This window comes from Roseibium aggregatum (assembly GCF_014692675.1).
GTDB lineage: Bacteria > Pseudomonadota > Alphaproteobacteria > Rhizobiales > Stappiaceae > Roseibium > Roseibium aggregatum_C.
The window spans coordinates 136,448-158,093 of sequence record NZ_JABFCZ010000006.1 but is presented as its reverse complement, the minus strand read 5'-3'; the positions used below and the strand labels follow the sequence as shown (position 1 = coordinate 158,093).

At 64.1% G+C, this 21,646-nt stretch carries 16 protein-coding genes and 1 pseudogene; 5 read left to right on the top strand and 12 right to left on the bottom strand.

The annotated features are described in order from the left end of the window. Positions 1-58: 58 nt before the first annotated feature. Positions 59-2,683: an EAL domain-containing protein gene (locus tag HK439_RS06790; protein WP_328804114.1), complete on the bottom strand. Its 2,625-nt coding sequence runs from the start codon at positions 2,681-2,683 to the stop codon at positions 59-61. Between the two features lie 309 nt (positions 2,684-2,992). Between HK439_RS06790 and HK439_RS27340 the strand changes: the two genes are divergently transcribed. Beyond that, positions 2,993-3,328 carry a YegP family protein gene (locus HK439_RS27340; protein ID WP_190290633.1) on the top strand — a complete coding sequence of 112 codons (336 nt, stop codon included), beginning with the start codon at positions 2,993-2,995 and terminating at the stop codon, positions 3,326-3,328. An 85-nt stretch (positions 3,329-3,413) separates the two neighbouring features. On the opposite strand, the pseudogene HK439_RS06780 reads toward HK439_RS27340, so the two are convergent. The 3 genes and pseudogenes from HK439_RS06780 to HK439_RS06770 all read right to left on the bottom strand — a co-directional run bounded on the left by HK439_RS06780 (position 3,414) and on the right by HK439_RS06770 (position 7,228). Then, a pseudogene (locus tag HK439_RS06780) lies at positions 3,414-5,671 on the bottom strand (xanthine dehydrogenase family protein molybdopterin-binding subunit). Then, positions 5,664-6,731, bottom strand: a complete 1,068-nt coding sequence (locus HK439_RS06775; RefSeq protein ID WP_190290632.1) for an FAD binding domain-containing protein — start codon at positions 6,729-6,731, stop codon at positions 5,664-5,666. Before HK439_RS06775 ends, HK439_RS06780 begins: the two are co-directional and overlap by 8 nt. Then, positions 6,728-7,228 (bottom strand): (2Fe-2S)-binding protein, encoded by a 501-nt coding sequence (locus HK439_RS06770; protein WP_190290631.1) that lies wholly within the window; start codon positions 7,226-7,228, stop codon positions 6,728-6,730. The genes HK439_RS06775 and HK439_RS06770 overlap by 4 nt, the downstream gene beginning before the upstream one ends. 263 nt (positions 7,229-7,491) lie before the next feature. Between HK439_RS06770 and HK439_RS06765 the strand changes: the two genes are divergently transcribed. The 3 genes from HK439_RS06765 (at position 7,492) to HK439_RS06755 (ending at position 10,196) form a co-directional block, all read left to right on the top strand. Then, a complete protein-coding gene (locus HK439_RS06765) occupies positions 7,492-8,076 on the top strand; it encodes a TetR/AcrR family transcriptional regulator (protein ID WP_190290630.1) in 585 nt (194 codons plus the stop codon). A 39-nt stretch (positions 8,077-8,115) separates the two neighbouring features. Beyond that, complete coding sequence (locus HK439_RS06760) at positions 8,116-8,529, top strand: DUF7674 family protein (RefSeq protein WP_190290629.1); 414 nt, start codon at positions 8,116-8,118, stop codon at positions 8,527-8,529. A gap of 242 nt (positions 8,530-8,771) precedes the next feature. Beyond that, the gene (locus HK439_RS06755; protein WP_190290628.1) at positions 8,772-10,196 is read left to right on the top strand and encodes an ankyrin repeat domain-containing protein; all 1,425 of its coding nucleotides are present in this window, start codon (positions 8,772-8,774) and stop codon (positions 10,194-10,196) included. Between the two features lie 393 nt (positions 10,197-10,589). Here the strand turns inward: HK439_RS06755 and HK439_RS06750 are convergent, their stop codons facing one another. Beyond that, the gene (locus HK439_RS06750) at positions 10,590-11,762 is read right to left on the bottom strand and encodes a matrixin family metalloprotease (protein ID WP_190290627.1); all 1,173 of its coding nucleotides are present in this window, start codon (positions 11,760-11,762) and stop codon (positions 10,590-10,592) included. 432 nt (positions 11,763-12,194) lie between these two features. Between HK439_RS06750 and HK439_RS06745 the strand changes: the two genes are divergently transcribed. After that, positions 12,195-12,905, top strand: a complete 711-nt coding sequence (locus HK439_RS06745; protein WP_190290626.1) for an SDR family NAD(P)-dependent oxidoreductase — start codon at positions 12,195-12,197, stop codon at positions 12,903-12,905. A gap of 21 nt (positions 12,906-12,926) precedes the next feature. Here the strand turns inward: HK439_RS06745 and HK439_RS06740 are convergent, their stop codons facing one another. From HK439_RS06740 to HK439_RS06710, 7 genes are all read right to left on the bottom strand, one after another. Continuing rightward, positions 12,927-13,325, bottom strand: a complete 399-nt coding sequence (locus tag HK439_RS06740; protein WP_190290625.1) for a VOC family protein — start codon at positions 13,323-13,325, stop codon at positions 12,927-12,929. A 127-nt stretch (positions 13,326-13,452) separates the two neighbouring features. Then, positions 13,453-14,859, bottom strand: coding sequence for a DUF1254 domain-containing protein (locus HK439_RS06735; RefSeq protein ID WP_190290624.1), 1,407 nt, complete (start codon positions 14,857-14,859; stop codon positions 13,453-13,455). 175 nt (positions 14,860-15,034) lie between these two features. Continuing rightward, entirely contained in the window at positions 15,035-15,823 is a 789-nt protein-coding gene (locus HK439_RS06730) for a FadR/GntR family transcriptional regulator (RefSeq protein ID WP_190290623.1), read from the bottom strand. Between the two features lie 36 nt (positions 15,824-15,859). Continuing rightward, a complete protein-coding gene (locus HK439_RS06725) occupies positions 15,860-16,870 on the bottom strand; it encodes an ABC transporter ATP-binding protein (protein ID WP_190290622.1) in 1,011 nt (336 codons plus the stop codon). After that, positions 16,867-18,804 carry a dipeptide/oligopeptide/nickel ABC transporter permease/ATP-binding protein gene (locus HK439_RS06720; RefSeq protein ID WP_190290621.1) on the bottom strand — a complete coding sequence of 646 codons (1,938 nt, stop codon included), beginning with the start codon at positions 18,802-18,804 and terminating at the stop codon, positions 16,867-16,869. Before HK439_RS06720 ends, HK439_RS06725 begins: the two co-directional genes overlap by 4 nt. Beyond that, positions 18,804-19,748, bottom strand: a complete 945-nt coding sequence (locus HK439_RS06715) for an ABC transporter permease (RefSeq protein WP_190290620.1) — start codon at positions 19,746-19,748, stop codon at positions 18,804-18,806. The genes HK439_RS06720 and HK439_RS06715 overlap by 1 nt, the downstream gene beginning before the upstream one ends. 244 nt (positions 19,749-19,992) lie before the next feature. After that, positions 19,993-21,552: an ABC transporter substrate-binding protein gene (locus tag HK439_RS06710; RefSeq protein WP_190290619.1), complete on the bottom strand. Its 1,560-nt coding sequence runs from the start codon at positions 21,550-21,552 to the stop codon at positions 19,993-19,995. Positions 21,553-21,646: the final 94 nt, after the last annotated feature.

Below are 21,646 nucleotides of genomic sequence, written 5' to 3'. Positions count from 1 at the left end.
CGTTTACCTAGGGGAAAGCGTACTGCAGGACGGGAAACAGGAAAAGCGGCGCGCGCTGTCAGGCCACCTTGCGCCAGCGTTCCTCGCGCACGAATTCGATCAGTTCCGCCGACGGCATCGGTGCGGCGAAGGCATAGCCCTGCAGCTTGTCGCAGCCGAGATCGCGCAGGATCGAGACATGCTCCATCGTCTCCACACCTTCGGCCACGACCTCGATGCCCAGCGACTGGCCGATATCGATGATCGAGGCGACCAGGCGGCGCTGGCTTTCGGAATGAACAATCGGTGTCACCAGCTGGCGGTCGATTTTCAGCCTGGCCGGGCGAAGATGGATCAGGCTGACGATCGAGGCGTAGCCGGTACCGAAATCATCGATCTCGATATCGATCCCCATGGTCCGCAGCCGTTCGAAATTGGTTGCGGTCATGTCATTGCCCTCATCGAGGAAGATCGATTCCAGCAATTCGAAGGACACCGTGCCGGGCTCGATGGCAAGACCGTCGAGGCTGGCCATCAGGTCGGCGTCGTGCAACCGGCCCGCGGAGACATTGACCGAAAGCCGCGGGATCGTGACCCCGGCCGCATCCCAGCGCATCTTCTGCCACAACGCCTGTTCCAGGATAGTGCGGTCGATGAGCGGCACCACATTGAGTTCGTCCGCGATCCTGAGGAACGTGTCCGGCGTCAGCACGCCCTTGTCCGGATGCGCCCATCTGGCCAGCGCCTCGACACCGACGATTTCCAGCGTGCGGGCGTCGAACTGGGGCTGGAAATAAGGCAGGAATTCCTGCCGTTCCAGTCCGGTCAGAATGTCGTCGGCAACCTGCTTGTTGCGAACGATCTCCGCCTTCAGGGTATCGGAGAAGAACTCGAAGCGGTTGCGTCCATTGCTCTTGGCCCGGTAGAGCGCGATATCGGCATCAATCAGCAGGCGCTGGCCGTAATCGTCAAGGCTCCTGTCGGCCATCGCAATCCCGATACTCACGCCGAACCGGCACTGATGGTTCTCGAAGGGAACCGGCTGGCGCATTTCGTCGATGATCCGTCCGGCAAGCGCGGACAGCTGGCATTCGTTCGTCGCCTCCGTGACGGCGATGACGAACTCGTCGCCGCCGATGCGGGCAACGAAGTCATTGGGGCCGATGTTGGCCTTCAGCACCGAGGCCGCGTGGACGAGCATGGCGTCGCCGGCGGCATGGCCCAGCGTGTCGTTGATGTGCTTGAAGCGGTCGAGATCGATATGCAGCAGCGCCGTGGGCAGGATCTCCGCATCGCCGTCCAGAAGCTGCTGATCGAGAAACCGCCGGTTCGGCAGGCCGGTCAGGCTGTCGTGCAGCGAATTGTGCTCCATCTGGGAGCGGGCGTCCTCCAGTTCGCTGTTCCGCAATTCGGCATTCTGCTTGGCGGTGAGCAGACGGGTCTTGAGCTCGATGTCGGACGACACGTCCCAGTTGACGCCGACGATGTACCGCTGACCGCGGATATTGTTGTGCACGGCCCCGATGGCCCGGATCCAGCGGGTCGACCCGTCGGACAGGATGATACGGAATTCGGAATGGTACTCCTCTCCGGTCTCGATCGCGTCCCAGTATTCCTGCTCAGCGCGTTCGAGATCGTCGGGATGAAGACGCTCCGACCAGGTCGCGTAGTGTGACGTCTCCCGGTCGGCGGGAATATCGTACAGCTCCCGCATCCGGCTGTCCCAGGTCAGGACGCTGGTATCCAGATTGAGTTCCCAGATCCCGATTTTCGACGTGTCGAGGGCGAGTTTCAGGCGCTGCGACAGGCGTTCCATCTCATGCTGGCGCTGCCGCATCTCCTGGATATGGGCGCGGCGCTGGTCATAGAGCTGGCCGGCGATCAGGATCGGCAGGATGACGAGCAGCCCGCCGGCCAGAATGATGAGCCTGACCTCCCAGGCGTTTTCCGGCATGTCCGACCAGCCGCCGCGCGGTACCGCTGCGATGCGCCACCGTCCGGTCGGCAGGGACACTTCCGAAACGACCGGATCGTCGGCGAAAAGTTCCTGGCGTCCGAAGAAAACGGTCTTGTCCGCGGCCGCGGCATCCCGCCCGGCAATGGCGATGTCGATCGGCAGATCGGGATCGTAAAGGCCGCTGTCGGCATAAAGGCGCTCGACATCGACGACCGCGGCAACAAGCCCCCACAGGTGGTCGGTGCCGTCCGGGTTCTCCACGAAAACCGGGAAACGCCCGACAAACCCCTGGCCGCCCTGCAACAGGTTGACCGGCCCGGCAAGCACCATTTGCCCGGACTCGACTGCCCGCAGCGCCGCCTCGCGCTGTTGCTCGTTCTTCCTGTAATCGAGCCCGATGGCCTTCTCGTTGCCTTCGATCGGATACATCAGGCTGACGACGAGGCCCGGAGCCGCGGCCACATTGCGGATCTGCGATTGATTGCCCAGGAGATTGCCGGCGATCCGGCCGAACTGCTCCTGATCGATGTCCGGATGGTTGGAGATGACGGCTACGAGACCGCGGATCAGCTGAAGATTGCTGTTGATATTGCCCTCAAGCCGGGCGCGAACCAGACCCAGCTGTTCGCTGACTGTTGCCCGCTCGCTCTGCCGGTGAACCGCCCGGTTCTGCACCTCGGCGAAAATACCGGTGACGACGGTTACGGCGAGCGCGATCCCGACAGCGATGACACTGGGTCTCGACAAGAGAAAACCTGCTTCCGATCGGGAAAAGAAAGTTAGTCGCATCGCATCCTATGAACTCGAGAGATCTCCAATTCCCCCCGACCCTGGAGACCGGACTTCAGTTTGCAGTCACGATAACGGAGAAATTGAAACAAATACCTAAGGGGAACTTCGCAGCGCACAATCGGCCGTTCAAGCGTCCCTGGACGGGTCCGGTCTTGCCGTTACGTTCAGTTGAACGACATTTTCCGGAATTGACAGCCTTGCCAGCCCGGTCTTCTTCGCCTTAGATCGATTCTGGAAACGGATTTCTTGAAAAGGACTATTGCGATGGCTGGAAAGTTTGAACTCTACAAGGACAAGGCAGGCGAGTACCGCTTCCGGCTCAAGGCCGGCAATGGGGAAATCATCCTCGTCAGCGAGGGCTACAAGCAAAAGGCCAGCGCCGAAAACGGGATCGAGTCGGTCCGCAAGAACGCTCCGACGGACGAGCGCTATGAGCGCAAGGACACATCGTCGGGCAAGCCGATGTTCAATCTCAAGGCCACCAACGGCCAGGTGATCGGCACCAGCGAAACCTATTCCAGCGCATCCGCCCGCGACAACGGCATCGAGTCGGTGAAGAAGAACGCCCCGGACGCGAAACTGGACGACCAGACCGCCTGATTGGTGGGCATTACCACCTTTCCAAAGTGAACGTCGTCATGTACCGGCGGCCGGCCCAGATAACCCGGCCGCCGGTCGTCTTTTCTCACATCACCGTCACCAGATCCTCCAGACGGACCGGGAACTTGCGCACGCGTACGCCGGTGGCGTGGTGGATGGCATTGGCGATGGCGCCGGCTGTGCCGGTGATGCCGATTTCGCCGACGCCCTTGATGCCCAGCGGATTGATGTGATCATCCTCTTCCGGGATCAGCAGTGCCTCGATGGAGGGCACGTCGGCGTTGACCGGCACGTGGTATTCGCCGAGATCCGCATTGCCGATCCGGCCCGAGCGCGGGTCGAGCTCCGCCGCCTCGTGGAGCGCGAAGGACAGACCCCAGATCATGCCGCCCAGATACTGGCTGCGCGCCAGATGCGGGTTGATGATGCGCCCTGCCGCGAACGCGCCGATGAGCCGGCTGACCCGGGTCTGACCGAGATCCGGATCGACTTTCACTTCGGCGAAAACCGCACCATGGGCCTGGAACGCATGGTCTTCCGCCGCGGACGGATCGCGCGCGCCCTTGCCGTTGCCTTCCACACCGGACCGACCGGCCCGGGCGAGGATGTCGGTGTAAGCCTCGCTGCGGCTGTCGTCGTCGGCGCGGTGAAGCCGTCCGTTCCGGGCGACCACGCCCGCATTTCCGGCGCCGAACAGCGGCGAAGCCGGATCGGCAGTGGCGATTTCGGCGAGTTTGGCGACGGCATCGCTGCCCGCCCCCTCGATCGCCATGCCCGCCGTTGCCGTGTGGCCGGAGCCGCCCGCGATGCCGCCGTCGGGCAGGTCGGAGGACCCGCCGCGCAGTTCCACATCGGCGATGTCGAGGCCAAGCGCATCCGCCGCGATCTGGGCAAGGGACGTCCAGGCGCCCTGCCCCATGTCGATCAGGCTGGTTTCCACCAGACCGGTGCCGTCGGCGCGCAGGGTGGCGCGGGCTTCGGCGGCGAACATCGGACAGGGGAACACCGCCGTGCCCATGCCCCAGCCGACCAGCATGCCGTCTTTATCCCGCATCTGGCGCGGCGCCTGAGGCCGGACCGACCAGCCGAAGGCTTTCGCCCCTTCCGCGTAGCATTCGCGCAGCGCCTTGGACGACCAGGCCTTGCCCGTCATCGGATCGGTCTCGGCATAGTTGGCGAGACGGAAGTCGAGCGGGTCCATGCCGCAAGCCTCCGCCGCCTCGTCGATGGCGACCTCAAGGGCGGCCGTGCCCGACGCCTTGCCCGGCGCGCGCATGGGTCCCGGCGTGCCGATGTTGTTGCGCACCGCCGCGTGGGTCGCCGACATCGCCGGGCTGGCATAGACGGTCATGGAGCTTGCCGCGGCAGGCTCGATGAACTCGTCGAAAGCGCTGGTCGCGGCGATGGCATGGTGGGCCAGCGCCGTCAGCCTGCCTTCCCGTCCATGCCGAGCCGGACCGTCTGCCGGGTTGCGCCCCGGTGGCCCACCGTGCCGAACATCTGCCTGCGGCTGTGAACCAGCTTCACCGGCCGGTCCAGCAATTTCGCCGCCAGGATGGTCAGGATCTGCGACCCGGTCATGATCGCCTTGGAGCCGAAGCCGCCGCCGATGAAGGGGGTGCGGATCAGCACGTTTTCCGGAGGAATGGCGAACCAGCCGGCAAATCCGGCCGCCGACATCACCGGGGCCTGGTTGGGCAGGTCCAGGGTCAGCTTGTCGCCGTCCCATTCCGCCACGATGGCATGAGGTTCCATGGCGTTGTGATACTGCGCCGGGGTCTCGTAGGTTTCCTCGACCCGGTGGACGGCGGCAGCCAAGCCCGCCTCCACATCGCCCTTGGCCACGTTCGTGGGCATGCCGATGCCCACACTCTCCGGCACGTACGGTTCGAGATCAAGCCCGGCCATAACCGGCTCCGCCTCGTAGGTCGGGGCCAGCAGGGCCGCGCCTTCGGTCGCCGCCTCAAGCGTCTCGGCGACCACCAGCGCGATCGGCTGGCCGGCATAGCGGACGGTGTCGTCCTGAAGCACCTCGACGCGGAAGGCGAAGACGCCGGGCTTGTCGTCGGGATCGAGCGCAAGCGGCGGCCGGTTGGCAGGCGTCAGCACCTCCACCACGCCCGGATGGGCCCGGGCCGCCTCCACGTTGAGGCTGGTGACCCGGCCCCGGCCGATGGTCGCGGCGGCAAAGACCGCGTGTAAAAGCCCCTCGGGCCGGGCATCGGCCGCATAGGGCGCGCGGCCGGTGACTTTGAGAATACCGTCGCGGCGGTTCACCGGCTGGCCGGAATTGGAGCCCATGCGCGCGGGCATGGCGGTCGGAAGCGGTGTGATCTCAGGCATGGGCAGGATCTCCATTGGCAACATGGACGGAACCGGGCAGCGCCGGAATACGCGCCGGGGTTCCGGCGGCGGCGGCTTTCAGGGCGCGGGTGACGATCCGCCCGGCAAGCGCGATCTTGAAGGCGTTGTCGCCGTCAGGCCCACCGACGGGTGTGGCGTCCGCGAGCGCGGCCTCGGCCGCACGCCAGAAGGGTTCCGGACCGGGGGCCGCCCCGATCAGCAGCCGTTCCGCCGCCTTCGCCCGCCAGGGCTTGGCCGCGACCCCGCCAAGCGCAATCCGCGCAGCGGTGATTTCGCCCGCCTCGATGGTCAGGCAGGCAGCGGCGGAGACCAGCGCGAAGGCATAGGACGTGCGGTCGCGCAGCTTCAGGTAACGGGAATGGGCGCTGAAGGCGGCCGCATCTCCGGCCAAGCGCAGACCGGTGATCAGGTCGCCCGGTTCCAGCATGGTTTCCAGCATCGGCCGGTCGCCCGGCAGCAGATGGAAGTCTTCCAGCGGCACCTCCCGTGTTCCGGTCGGCCCGGCGATCTCCACCACCGCGTCGAGGGCAGCAAGCGGCACGCAGAAGTCGGAGGGATGGGTGGCGACGCAGGCCTCCGAATGGCCGAGGATGGCGCAAGTGCGCGTTTCCCCGCCGATGGCATCGCAGCCGGAGCCCGGAACCCGCCGGTTGCAGGCGCTCGCCGGATCGGCGAAGTGGCGGCAGCGGGTGCGCTGCATCAGGTTGCCGCCCACGGTCGCGGCGTTTCTGAGCTGCGCGGAGGCCCCGGAAAGCAGCGCCTCGGCCACCGCCGGAAAGCGGGACGCGAACTCGGGATCGTGGGCGAGATCGGCATTGCGCACCAGCGCGCCGATGCGCACGCCGCCGTCGGCCAGCCACTCCACGTCAGAGAGGCCCGGCAGATGGGTCAGGTCCACCAGCCGGTACGGACGCAAGGCCCCGGTCTTCATCATGTCAATGAGATTGGTGCCGGCGGCAAGGAATGCAGAGCCGGGCTCGGCGGCGGCGGCAATCGCCTCGGCCACGGTGGCGGGACGGATATAGTCGAAGGAATTCATGCGCGTTTCCTCCCCTGTTCGGTTTCGCTCATTTGTTGCTGTACATCGAGCACCGCCTCTGTGATGCCCGCATAGGCGCCGCAGCGGCAGAGATTGCCGCTCATGCATTCGCGCACCCGCTCCGGATCGCCGTCCGTCTGGCCTTCGGCAATCAGGCCGACGGCGCTCATGATCTGGCCCGGCGTGCAGAAGCCGCACTGCAGGCCGTCATGGGCGATGAACGCTTCCTGCACCGGATGCAGGCTGTCCCCTTCGGCGAGCCCTTCAATGGTGGTCACGTCCGCGCCGTCGAGGCTGACGGCCAGCGCCAGGCAGGAATTGATCCGCCTTCCGTCGACGAGCACGGTGCAGGCGCCGCACTGGCCCCGGTCGCAGCCCTTCTTGGCGCCGGTCAGGCCGACGCGTTCGCGCAAAAGATCGAGCAGGGTGACCCTGGGATCGTCGAGCGAAATCTCGCGCGGCGTTCCGTTCAGGGTCAGATGGATGGTATAGGTCATGGATGGCTCCGTTCGTGGCGAGAGCTAAAGACAAGAGCTTGTGAGCCATGTGGCTCAGGAAATTTGGATACGTGTCGACGCCGTCGGTGACGCTGTGCGGTCAGTCGGAGAAACGGTTTGAGGATGTCGTTTAAAAAGGGCCGTCGTCGGGCGGTTTTGGGGTAACACAGCTTCGGCGTGCAGTGTTACTATACGGAGGCACCCTCCGCTTTGCAAGACCCGATCGAAAATTCATGTGAGAATTACGGAGTACACCAGGGGAAATGGAGCAAAAACCGGCAAAGGCAAGCCGCAAACCCCGCGCGGATTCAGCGCGCAACCGCGAACTGTTGCTGCAGGCCGCCCGTGAGGTGTTCAGCGCCGGCGGCCCGGGCGCGAGCCTGGAAGGCGTCGCCCGCAAGGCCGGGGTCGGCATCGGCACGCTCTACCGCCATTTCCCCACCCGCGACGCCCTGTTCGAGGCGGTCTACCGCGGCGACATCGACCGGCTCGCCGACCTGGCCGAGCAATTGTCGAAAGAGGCCGGCCCGGTCGAGGCCCTGCGCCTGTGGCTGCGCGAGGGTGTCGAGGTGGTCGCCACCAAGAAGGGCATGATGGCAACGCTTGCGCTCGCCACCGACGGCAAGCAGGACCTCTTCGCCTATTCCCACCAACGCCTGACCGCCGCCGCCACCGCCCTGCTCTCCCGCGCGGTCGAGGCGGGCGAAATCCGCGACGACATCACCCCGGAAGACCTGCTCCGCGCCCTCGTCGGCCTCTGCCACGCCCCCGACCGCCCCGGCTGGCGCACGTCGGTGGCAAGATTGGTGGATGTGCTGGTGGACGGGTTGAAGCGGGGGAATGGGTGAGCAGTACTGTTCGCTCGCCCCTCATTTTATGAGACAGCAATGATCACCAGAGATGAGATGTTTTTGCCGATCCTGCGCGTAACGCCATCGTTCTCGCGAGAGTGGAACGCATTTCTGGAGGAGTGGAAGGAGAAAGACGACGGCTATCCGTACTATCTCGCACTAGGCGACCTTGCGGTTCACATGATTGGCCTGCTGTCCTCAGGCAAAACGGATGAACTTCGTTCCATTTTCGGTGTGGTCGAACAATGGCACCTGGAAGGGGACGATTACGTCCGCGAGGCAGCCACCGTTGGCCTGCTCGAAGATCTCCAGAACGGCAATCTGCACCAGAGCACCGAGCCAAAGGACTTTCTTCCCTTCCTGCATCCCGAAAGCAGGTTCTGGTGGGAAAAGGTCGATGCCTTCTGGCGAACGGGCGCACCGATCATTGACGACCGGATAAGAAGATAGGTCCACAAGCCTGCCAACGGGGTGACACGCGCCGCCGGATTGCCGCCGCCACCACCGCCCTGCTCTCCCGCGCACCGCAGGCGGGCGAACGTCGGTTACCCGGCTGGTGGACGGGTTGCGACGGGGGAACGGGTGAAGGACGTATATCGAAGCAATTGGCAGAACCCTTGACCGGATCAGCCAAGAACAGCTATTCGTAACCTGTTTCTAAACAACCAGCGCCCTTTTGAGGGCGAATCTCCGTGAACAACACAGAACTGCTTGCCTGTTTTGAGGCAGAGGAGCGCGCCGTGCAAGCGGCGCTGCAACAGCATGGCGTAACCCGCCCCCCTCGCAACCGCGTACACATTGAAGACTTCCCGCCAATTGTCCGGGACGCGCTTGCTCTGGCAGACGATGCGCTATGCGATGCAATTCGGATGCATCTGGAAGCCGGCGAAGACCCGGACGCAGCCCTTCACAAATCGGATCGGACGGCCGTATCAATATGCTTCAGCCAAGGAAAATTCGAGGCGATGCGCCTCCTGATAAGGGCGGGCGCCAAGATAGATTGGTCCGAGGATCAAATCACAATTGCCCTCGGTGAGACACCGGCTTCGCTCAAGATATGTCCATCAGCCGCGTTTCGTTTTGCCTGCCGAGTCGGCAATTTGAATGCGGCAATAGCATTTGTCTCGGTTTCGGAAGCCGGTCGGGAAAAAGCACAAGAGGCAGTCATTGCTGCCGTGCATGCACGCGCTTCGAACGTTGTTGCCTGGCTTTTGGAACAAGGCTTCGATCCGAATGCAATAACCCATTACGGTTGCAGCGCGCTTGAAATTGCCGCATGGGACGACGACACAGCGACCGCTGAAGTTCTGCTCGCAGCCGGCGCCGATCCATTGGGGCCGCACGACAAGGAGTCCACGGCGGCAGAACGTGCCAGTTCCCATGAGATGCGCTCGCTTTTCGTACGCTACGGGGTTCACCCTGCTCGCTTCAAATACGAAACAAACCCTGAGGGGGTACCGCTTTCTTTCCTTCCGGCCGTCGCGTTGGACCAGGAGGATTTTGACTCGCATCGCAGTGCGCGGGCCGGGCGCGCCAATCCCGAGAGATTTCTCCCGCCTTTCTGGTATGAACAGCTGCGGACCGGTCATTATACCGCGCCAAAAGAAATAGCTCGCGACGAAGACCGTTCCAAACCGATCTGGACCTTCAGCCGCATGGGGCGCAGCGTTACTCCACTCCCCGACGGCCGACTGGTTCTGATCGGCGGGGAATATGAGGATGATTACGACCCGGATTTCTGCATCTATGCCGATGTCACCGTGCTGGACGGCAAAGGCGGCGTCGACCATTTCATTTATCCAGAAGACGTTTTTCCGCCGACAGATTTTCACACCGCAACACTGGTGGGGGACCATATTCTTCTGATCGGTGCATTTGGTTATCCGGAAAGAAGACAGAAAGATCTGACACCGGTTCTACGGCTCGATCTGGCGAATTTTTCCATCCAATCAGTCGAGACGACCGGCGACGGTCCGGGCTGGGTCTATAAACACCGAGCCACTTTGGACGGTCACGTCATCATTGTGACAGGCGGAAAAACGGAACTTGGCTTTCACGATAATGAAGAGACATATTTGTTGGACCTTGAGACAATGATTTGGCGACGAGCGGATTAGGTCGGCCCGTTGCTAGAATAGGTCTCTGGACGTCGCCCCCCCCTCCGGACAACGTAGCGCATGGGCTGTGCCGCTTAGCAGGGCCTGTTCCCTCTCCCATGGGGAGAGGGCTGGGGTGGGTTACAAAACCTGCAGGATACGGAGGCGTTTACCCCCTCACCCGGGGCTTCGCCCCGACCTCTCCCCATGGGAGAGGTGATATTTGGCCGTGCCCTTTTCCGCCAACCGGAGGCATCGCGAGGTGGATTGGATCACCCGGACTTCGCCGCGTGATGACGCGGCAAATGTGGACAGGCCGTGCCATTTCCCCACATCGCCCCCCCAAGCGTCATTGCCCGGCGAAGCCCGGGCAATCCACTCGCCTGTCATCAGGACGAAGCGGTAGAGGCCCCCTCACCACATCATCACCACCGTATCGCCTTCCGCCCAGCTGTAATAAAGCCGGATGCGGAGCTTGTATTTGCGGCCCTTGATCAGGCGGACGGCGAAGCGGGCGTTGCGGTCGAAGCCGCTGTCGTCGTCGCCCTTCACGTAGACGCTGTCGCCGTCGATGTCCTCAAACAGCACCATCACCGTGTCCGACCGGCCGAAGGTGGAGAAGGTGTAGTCGCGCGAGTGGTCGGGGATCACGGAGAAATTCTTCTGCTCGCCGGGCTGTAGTGCGAGCCGTTCGGATTCGTAGGGTTTCAGCTGCGGCAGCACCTCCGACACGCTGATCGGCGGATAGAAGCGCCGGACCACGTCCTTGTCTTTGTCCGCGAGCCCCGGCGCCGGCCGGAGCCCGTTACGGAACCGCTGAGGCTGGTCGATCAACCCGGCCGCAAAGGCGTAGTGCATGATGGAATCCGGATCCCAGTTGGTGCCGTCCACCGTGGTCGGATCGAGCGTGTTCAGGATGTTGGCGTCGGTCTTCGCCTCGTCCCAGGGCGGGTTCTGGGTGCGGGCGAAGTAGTCGTAGACCGCCTGCCGGTTCCAGACGATGCCGGCGTTCGGGTTCTGGTGCTCATGCTTCAGGCCCAGCGCATGGCCGATTTCGTGGATCGCGGTGTCGAGCCCGTTCGGCCCGGACTGGGTGATGTCCCAGCCGAAATTCATGGTGCGTTCCGACTGGCCGATCTGCAGCGCCACCGTGCCGATATAGGACCAGGACCCGTTGTTGCGCAGGAAGCCGACGCGCAGTTCCGCATCCGCAATGTCGGTGACCTCGGTGAAGATCAGGCCGATGCCGATATCCTTCCACACCTGGAAGGCCTGGCGGACCACGTCCTGCTCGGCCCGTCGCCCGCCGAAGCGGCCGTCGGGATAAAGGTAATAGTGGATGTTCGTGCCGTTGACCCATTTGTCGCCGGTCGACAATATCGCCTCTTCCCGGTCGGGCGAGATACCCTCTTCGAACTGCCGCTTCGGCAGGACCGGCAGCGCACAGACCTGAAGCCGGTCTTCGCTGTCGTCTTGTATATCAGGGGCCTGGCCATAGTCTCCGGCCAAACCGAAGCGTTCCTCAAGCTCCTCGATCCGGTCCTCGAGTTCCGAGAGACGGTCGGATTTCGTTCTGCGCGTCGCCATTCCGGTTCTCCTTTCAACAGATAAGCCAATCTGTTCCGCCGGCACCGTGCTGCGGCCATCCCCTCCCCGGGCGGATGGAAAACGTGAAAGATACCATAACCTGAGGCTGAAGTCAGCGAAGGACACTCGCGTGACGCGACTGGCGAGGCCCGGGTCCCAAGGGTACGGCCAGTGCGCCTTTCCTCCGCCCAAGGATGTTGCAAGCGCGGATTGGATCACCCGGGCTTCGCCGTTTGATGACGCAGTGTGTGTGGGCAAGCTGTGCCATTTCGCCCGTGTCATTGCACGGCGAAGTCCGGGCCCTGTCATCAGGATGACGGGATGAAGAATTCACCCGGTCTCTCGCCCGCAACCCAGACCGATGCCCCCTTGTAACCGCCTCCCTTTCGCGCGCAGACTGGAGCAAGCCAAATCCACGCAGGAGACATCCCCGTGACATCGCCATCAGCCCTCCCCCAGGCCCTTGTTGTCGGAGCCGGTTCCGGCCTGTCGGCGTCCCTTGCCCGCAGGCTGCACCGGGAAGGCTATCGCGTGGTTCTGGCGGCGCGGGATACGGCCAAGATCGCCGACCTCGCCGCCGAGACCGATGCCCTCTGCATTCCCTGCGACGCGTCGAACCCGGAGGAGGTCGATGTCCTGTTTGCCGGCCTTGAAGGCCCGTTGCGGGTGGCCGTCTACAATCCGTCGGCGCGCGAACGCGGGCCCCTCACCGGGCTGGACCGGGAGGGCGTGCGCCATGCGCTGGAGGTGACCGCCTTCGGCGCGTTTCTGGTGGGCCAGGCGGCGGCCCGCGCCATGCTGGCGCAGGAGCCGGAAAACGGCGTCAGGGGCACGATCCTGTTCACCGGCGCCTCGGCCGGCGTGAAGGGCTTTCCGCAATCGGCGCCGTTTGCCATGGGCAAGTTCGCCCAGCGCGGCCTTGCCCAGTCCATGGCGCGCGAGCTGCACCCGCAGGGCATCCACGTCGCCTGGATCAACATCGACGGCGGCATCCGCAACCCCGGCCGCGTGGAACCCGCCGACCGGCCGGACTCCATGCTCGACCCGGACGCCATCGCCGAGACGTATCTGGCCCTGATCAACCAGGACCGCTCGGCCTGGACGGAGGAATTGGCGGTCCGCCCCTGGGTGGAAAAGTTCTGAGGTCTTTGGCGCAAGCCCCCCTCACCGACCCGCAAACCGCGCCTTCGCCGCATTCGTGACCGGCGTATAGAGCGCCACGATGGTGCCTTCCGGGTCGCGGAACTGGGCGGAGCGGTTGCCCCAGGGCAGGTTCTTGGGCGCATGCACCACCTCGGCGCTGTCCTTGATCCGCTCGAATTCCGCATCCACGTCATCGACCATGAATTCCAGGATCGCGCTGCGGTTGGCGGCCGGTTCCGCGCTGCCTTCCTGGAACAGCGCCACGGTGTCGGCGCTGCCGACGGCAAGAGCGGCTGAGGGGGTGACGATTTCGGCGAACTGTGGCGCGAGCCAGTCGGCCGCCTGCCCTGTCACCAGTTCGTAGAAGCCGACCACGGCCTTGATGTCGCCTGCGATCAGGCGGGTGGAAGCGAATTTCATCGGGGGTGTCCTTCTGCCTTGACCGCAGGAGATGCGATCGTAGAAGGACACATTCCCACACCCCTCCTGACAGCCTTCTGTCAGGAGCCTTCGCTTCCCGGTGACGGTCTTTTTCGGGCGTCGGCCTCTATTCGGCTTTTGCGATCGCCGGCGGCTTCCAGCTGCCGTCGAGCCCGGACGCTTTCGGCCAGTAAAGGCGCATGACCAGGTAGATCTCGCCTTCCGGGGCCGGCAGCCAGTTCGCCTTTGCCTTCGGGTCGGTCGGTTCCGCGTGCTGGATATAAAGCGACAGCGAGCCGTCCGCGTTCTTCTGCAGATCCGGCAGCATCGGCGAATTGATCAGGTAACGGTTGATCGGGTTCTCCACCAGGAGCTGGTCCTTGCCGTCATACATGGTGACGGACCAGAAGGCGTTGACCGGCGGCAGGCCGTCGGCGGGAAAGGTCAGCACGTAGCTGTTGCTGCCCTCCAGGAGCTGGCCGGAGCCGTCCCAACGGGTCATGGGGTAAAGCGCCTCGTCGGAATCGTTGCCCAGGATACCGGCGACGGCGGCCGCCGCACGCAGGGCGTAGTCGCCCTTCAGCATGTCGCGGGTGCCGAACAGGCCCTTGCTGATGCGCCAGCTGTTTACGGATTCGCCAATGCCCTTCACTTTGTCCTCGACGGCGGCCTTTCCGGCCTTCATGCCCTCCACAAGGGCGGCCTTCTGATCGTCGCTCCAGCCTTCGGTCGAAAACAGCTGGCCCGGAACGATGCCGATGGAGGCGAACCGCGCGCGCAGCGGTTTTTCGACCGCGGCCGGGCCGCTGTCCGGGCAGAATTGCAGGATGAAGGCCAGGTAGCCGAAGGGGTTCGCCCGTCCCGCCGCCTTGTCGATCTTCGGCCAGTCAACGGCGGGCGCTGCCGCCGGCGCGGGCGTGCCGAGGAATTCCGAGAGCGGCTTCGCCTGGTATTTCGCCTGGATCGCCTTGACGTTGTCGATGTCGCCCGGACCGATCAGCTGGGTGCGATAGACGGCAAGCGCGAACTCGGTTTCGGAAACGAAGACCTTCTCGATCCCCCTGGGCGTGTCGCCCGACCAGCCGGGCCCCGCCACCGCGTAGCACCCGGCGCCGTTGCCCGTGGCGCGGCTGCCGATGTAGCCGAAGTTGAAGGTGTATTGCGAGTTCAGCATGATCGAGTAGTAGCGGTCCTTCTCGATCTCCGGCACGCACAGCACCATCGGTTCGGCCCTGAGGTCCATCCAGATCATCGAATAGGGCGTGTCGCTGTTCGGCGTCGGAACGCTGGTGTCCTCGGGGGTGAAGACCTGCGCGTCATTGTAGAGCTGGTTGAATGGCGCCTTGTACTGGCTCCCGCCCCTGGCGACGGCGTATTCGTACATGATCCCGTAATCCATCACCATCGGCAGGCCGTAAACCACGGCCTCTTCCGCGATGGACTTGATCTCGTCATTCGAGGGCAGATCGGCGGCTTTGGCGCCAGCGCTGAACGCGACAAGGCCCGCGATGGCGAGCCAGACGGAACGTTTCATGTGATTGCCTCCCTTGCAGGGGATCCTCTAGGGCGGCGGCCGCGCCCGAAACGATCACCGTGAAGCGAGGCACGGACGTTTGTCCGACCCTCCGCAATCACAACATCACGTAACGGAAACCCGTGCAACGACAGATAGGTACGAAAGATTGCGTACAAGGACGCGGGAGGTCGGTTCAGCCTTTGTCGGCGACCGGCTCGGCCCGCGCGCCGGGCGCGCGCATGGCGGCACGCTCCATCATGTATTTTTCCGCTTCCATCATGTGGCCGCGCATGATCATGCGGCAGAGTTCCGCATCGCCCGCCTTCATCGCCCGAAGCAGGCGCACCTGGTAGTGCAGACCGGTCTCGCGCAAGGCGGGATTGGGCTCCTTGTAGATCTGCCGGCAGACGGTCATGTCGCGCAGCAGGCTCAGCAGAAAGGAACAGGTGAAGGCCAGGATCGGGTTCGGGCACTGGCGCGCCAGTTCCTCGTGGAAATCAAGTTCCGCCAGACGCTGGGCATATTCCTCCTCCGCCGTCTTCGGCTCGTCCTCGTAGAGCCGGATACAGCCCTGCAGCGCCTGGAACGATGCGTCCGAGAGATGACCGGCCACGGAGGCCGCCAGTTCCGGCTCCAGCTGCTTGCGCAGGGTGTAGATGTCGGCAATCGACGGCGGGTCGAACAGGAACAGGTTGTCGAGCAGGCGGATCGCCTCGCCGGGTTCGACGGAAGCGACGAACACCCCGCCGCCGGGGCCGCTCTTTGTGGAAATCAGCCCCTGGTATTCCAGCACCTTAAGCGCCTCGCGCAGGGTGCCGCGCGACACTTTCACGGTTTCCGGCGACAGCCAGTCGTTGGGCACCCGGTCCCCGGGCTTCAGGCCCGCATCGACGATCTGCTCCCGGATCTGCTGGGCAACCAAGTCGGTCCGGCGCAGACGCCGGGGCGTCTTCGGATCCGTATCGCCCTTTTGAAGTTTCATTCGCCGGCTCATCCGCAAGTCCATTCCCTCACTCGCCTATGCCCGCGTGAGTGGATGATGGCAAGCCGCAATATGGTCCGGTCCCGCGCCTTTCGCCTCATCCGGGGCCGGCTGAACCTCCCGGCAGAGCGGGGTCCGGTTCGGGCAGCGGGCGGCAAAGGCACATCCGGGCGGCGGATTGTAGGGGTCGGGCAGTTCGGCGGAGGCATCCTCGGCCAGAAGCTGGTGACGACCCGGCGCGGGCGCGGAGCGCATCAGAAGCTCCGTATAGGGGTGGAGCGGCGCGCGGAACACCTGCCGCGCGGGCCCCAGTTCCGCCATGCGCCCGAAATACATCACCGCCACCCGGTCGCTGACGCTCTCCACAACGGAAAGATCATGGCTGATGAAGATATAGGTCAGGCCGAACCGGTCCTTCAGGTCGTCTAGCAGGTTCAGAACCTGCGCCTGCACCGACACGTCCAGCGCGGACACCGGCTCATCGAGCACGATCAGCTCGGGACCGGCGGCGAGCGCCCGGGCAATGCCGATCCGCTGCGCCTGCCCGCCGGAAAACTCGTGCGGGTAGCGCTCCAGAAACTCCGGCGCCAGGTTCACCGCGTCCAGCAGTTCCTTCAGCCGCCGTTCCCGGCCCGCCGCATTCAGGTTGGTCAGGTGCCGCAAGGGGGCTTCCAGGATGGTGCGGATGGTCTTGCGCGGATTGAGCGAGGCGACCGGGTCCTGGAACACGTACTGGACCTTGCGCGCAAGCGCCCGCCGGTCCCTCCGTGCAAGCTCCGCCAGATCCTCGCCGCCGAAGGTGATCTTGCCCGACGTCGGCAGGTCGAGCCCGACCACCAGCCGGGCGAGCGTGGACTTGCCGCAGCCGGATTCCCCGACGACGCCAAGGGTTTCGCCCTGCTTCACGTCCAGGCTCAGCCCCTGTACCGCATGAACGGCGGGCGTGCGGCCGCCGACGAGCTTGCGCGCGCCGCCGAAGATCCGTTCCACGTCGGAAATCGCGAGCAGGGTCTCGCTGCCTGTCTGTCTCACACTCGCCTCGTTCATGCCGTGCCTCCCTCGCCCAGCGGATAGAGGCAACGCACGCCGCGCTCCGGTGAGGACAGTTTGAGCTCCAGCTCGCCGGACCGGCAATCGGGCCGGACACGGGGGCAGCGGTCGGCAAAGGCACACCCGTCGGGCAGGTTGTTGACCACCGGCGGGCGGCCCTCGATGGCGTCGAGCCGCCGCTCCGGTTCGCCCAGAACCGGCACGCATTCGATCAGCTTGGCCGTATAGGGATGCTGCGGGTTTTCCAGGATCTCCCTGGTCGTGCCGGTCTCGACGATCCGCCCGGCATACATCACCGCTACCCGGTCGCAGAGCGCGGAGACGACGCCGAAATCATGGGTGATGAACAGGATCGCCGCGTTGCGCTCCCGGCGCAGGCCGTTCATCAGGGTCAGGACCTGCGCCTGCACGGTGACATCCAGCGCCGTGGTCGGCTCGTCGGCAATCAGGAGCTTCGCGTCATTGGCAAGTGCCATGGCGATACAGACCCGCTGGCGCATGCCGCCGGAGAGTTCGTGCGGATAGGCCGACAGCCGCTCCTTCGGGTTCGGAATACGCACCAGCGACAAGAGCTCCAGCGCCTTTTCCTTCAGCTGCGCATTGGAAAGCGGCTGATGCGCCCGGATCGCCTCCTTCAGCTGATCGCCGACGGTAAAAAGCGGATGCAGGGTCGACAGCGGATCCTGGAACACATAGGCCACCGACCCGCCGCGCAGATGGCGGATACGGCCGTCGCTGGCCGCGAACAGATCCTCGCCCTCCAGATAGGCCGCGCCACCCGCGATCCTCCCCGGCGGGGTCGGCACCAGCCCCATGACCGACATGGCCGTGACCGACTTGCCGGAGCCGGATTCGCCGACGACGCCGAGACACTCGCCTTGCCTCACATGGAGATCCACCCCGCCAACGGCCTTGTAGACCGAGCCGCCGATCCTGAATTCCGTGCGCAGTCCCCTCAGGTCCAGGACGCCGGGCGTTGCCGAGGGCGGCGGAATGTCGGAACCGCCGCGCGCGACCGCGGTGCGCGCCACCGGCCGGCTCAGCGATCCTGCGCGCAGGCGCGGGTCGAGCACATCGCGCACGCCGTCGCCGAACAGGTTGATGCTCATCACCAGCGCAAAGATCATCAGCCCCGGAATGATCGACACGTGGGGTGCTGTGAACAGGATCTTGCGACCCTCGCCCAGCATGGAGCCCAGGTCCGCCTGGGGCGGCTGCGCGCCTAGCCCCAGGAACGACAGGCCCGCCGTTTCGAGGATCATCCAGCCGACCGTGGTCGACATGGTGATCACGATCACCGGCAACACGTTGGGAAGGATTTCGATGAACAGGATCTGCACCGGCGACTTGCCGGAGAGCCGCGCCGCGTCGACGAACTCGCGCCGGGCGAGACCGTAGGTGATGCCGCGGATGTTGCGGGCGAAGAAGGGAATGTTGACCAGCGCGATGGCGTAGAGCGCATTCAAAAGCCCCGGCCCCAGCACCGCGACGATGGCGAGCGCCAGCAGGATGTAGGGAAAGGCCATCACCATGTCGATGCCGCGCATGATGACCGTGTCCGTGCGCCCGCCCGCATAGCCGGCGACAAGCCCGAACAGCGAGCCGAAAAAGGCAGCGATCAGCGTCGCCGACACCCCGACGGCGAGCGATACCCGCGTGCCCCATAGGAGCCGGGATAAGAGGTCCCGGCCGAGATGATCGGTGCCGAGCAGATGGCCCTCACTGAAGACCGGCAGCAGCCGGTCGGCCGGCGCGGTCGCATCCGGATCTGGAAGCGGCAGCAGGGGCGTTGCAAGAGCGATGAGGCAGATCACGGCCAGCACGATCAGCCCGCCGGTCGCGAGCGAATTGTTGAGAAGCAGCGCCACCGTGCCCGGACGGGCGGATTTCGGCGCCGGCTTTGCCTTGGTGTTTACAGCCGTATCCGTCATCAGCGCAGCCTCGGGTCGAGCATGGTCTGGACCACGTCGGCCACCAGGTTGAACAGCACATAGGCCGCCGCCACGACCAGAACGCCCCCCTGCACCAGCAACAGGTCGCGGGTGGAAATGGCGGTCACCAGCATGGAACCGATCCCCGGCCACTGGAACACGGTCTCGATATAGACCGCCCCGCCGATGACGAAACCGGCCTGGATGCCGATTACCGGCACGACGCTGACAAGGGCTGCCTTGAACGCGTGCTTGTAGATCACCTTGCGCTCCGAAAGTCCCTTGGCCCGCGCGGTGCGGATATAGTCCTGGCGCAGCACCTCCAGCATGGCGGTCCGGGTCAGGCGGGCGATCACACCGGTGGCCACCACCGAAAGCGTCAGCGCCGGCAGGGCCAGGTGATGCAGAAGATCGGGAAGATCCCCGCCGCCGTAGATGGCGAACATGCCCGACGCCGGGAACAGGCGCAGCTTGACCGCGAAGGCCAGGATCAGAAGCAGGCCCAGCCAGAAGGACGGGGTCGAGATGCCGATCAGGACGAGAAAGGTGATGATCTTGTCCGCCCAGCCGTATTGGCGCACGGCGGAGACGATGCCGGCCAGCAGGCCGAAGATGGAGCACAGGACAAGAGACGTGCCCGCCAGGATCAGCGTGGCGGAAAACCGTTCCAGCACCTCGTCCAGCACCGGCCGGTTCAGGGTGTAGGAGCGGCCGAGATCGCCGTGAAAGAGATTGCCGATCCAGATGAGGTATTGCTGGAACAGGCTCTTGTCGAGGCCGAGCTGCTGATTGAGCTTGGCGACGTTTTCCGGCGTAGCGTAAGAGCCCAGAATGGCGGTCGCCGGATCGCCGGGGATCATCGCCATGATCAGGAAGACGATTACGGTCAGCCCGAACAGCACCGGTATCGCGGCCAAGAGCCTCCTGGCGATGTAAAAAGCCAATGCTTGTTCCCCCTCACTTGCGCAAGACAGTTGAATTCGGCGAGACAGTCCGAAAATTCAGAAATCCTCGCCCCTTGCTCCCCTCTCCCCCCTTGAGGGGGAGATGGACATCTCCCCCTCAAGGGGGGAGACGGGAGTATGCCGCTTGGTCTCACTGCATATTCCAGCCAGCAGCCCTGAAAGTTCACACCCCTCTTTACAAATCAACCCGGCAGGCCTGAACCCGCCGGGTCGAACTCGCAGTTCACATCGGCTTTTTCACGTGCTGCAGCATCAGGAAGAAGGACGGCTGCAGCTTGAAGTTCTCCACGGAGGCCTTGGTGACCGCGTTCTGCTTCCAGTTGGCGACGAACACCCAGGGCGCGTCGTCGTGGACGATCTGCTGCATCTGTTTGTAGAGCTTCGCCCGTTCGCCCTGATCGGTGACCTGGCGGGCCTTTTCCAAAAGCTCGTCCACCTTGGGGTTGGAGTAGTAGCCGGAGTTGAAGCCGCCCTTGTCCGGGAAGGCTCCGGTGCGCAGCGCCAAGAAAGGCAGAGTGTCCGGATCGTTGGTCATCCAGGCCATTTCCGCCATGGCGGCCTTGCCTTCCAGGCCCGGGTTCACCTTGCCCAGGAACGTGTTCCACTCGTAGGTCTCGATCTTCACCTTCATGCCGACGGCTTCCAGGTCCGCCTGGATGGCCGTGCCCATGGCGACCGGATCGAGCATGCCCGAGCCGCCCTGTGTCACATAGAAGGTGATTTCCTCGCCGTTGTAGCCGGCCTCCTTCAAAAGCGCCTTGGCCTTTGCCGGGTCGTAAGGATAGGGCTGCAGGCTCTCGTCATAAGCCCAGGCGAAGGCCGGCGGGGTCGGACCGGCGGCCACATCGGCCGTGCCCTGCAGAACGTTCTCGACCAGCGCTTTCTTGTGGATCGCGTAATTGGCGGCCTGACGGGCCAGCTTGTTGTCGAACGGGGCTTCCTTGGCATTCAGGATCAGGAACCAGACATGGGGCCCGGCCTGTTCCTGCACGTTGAAGACCGGATCGGACTTGAACTGTTGCAGGCTGTCCGGCGGCACCTCGACCATGATGTCCAGTCCGCCGGAGAGCATTTCGGCGATCCGGGTGTTGGCGTCGGTGATCGGGCGGAAGATCACCGCCTCCAGATCCGGCGCGCCGTCCCAGTAGTCCTCGTTGCGGGTCACGACCACCTTTTCGTTGGCAGTCCACCCGCCGAACTTGTAGGCCCCGGTTCCCGACGGATTACGGCCGAAGTCCTTGCCGTATTTCTTGACCGCTTCGGGCGAGACAATCAGGCCGGTCGGATAGGCGAGATTGGACAGGAACGGCGCATAAGGCGCCTTCAACTGGAAGGTGACCGTGTAGTCATCGTCAGCCGTAACCGAATCCACCTGGGAGAAGAAGAAGGCCAGCGGGAACGGGCCGGTATCGTGATAGGGGTGTTCCTCGTCGAGCATGCGCTCGAAATCGAACTTGACCGCTTCCGCGTTGAACGGCGTGCCGTCGTGGAAGGTCACCCTTTCCCTGAGCTTGAACGTATAGGTCTTGCCGTCATCGGAAATCGTCCAGCTCTTGGCAAGCGCCGGCTCCACTTCCAGCGTGCCGTCCTTGTAGCGCACAAGCCCGTCATAAATGTTCATCAGGATGCGGAAATCATTGACCGCCGTGACCGCCTGCGGGTCCAGCGATTTCGGCTCCGCGATCTGGCCGACGACCAGGACATTCGGTGGTGTCTGCGCCTGCACCGTCGGCGAAAACGCGATAAAGGCCGAGGCGAATGCCGCGGCTAGGAACTTTTTCATGACCATTCCCCTCGTTGTGTTCTGCAGGAATATTAATCATGATTAATTGTCAGATCACAATAATTATTTCATATTAATTTTCACCAAGGGGTTG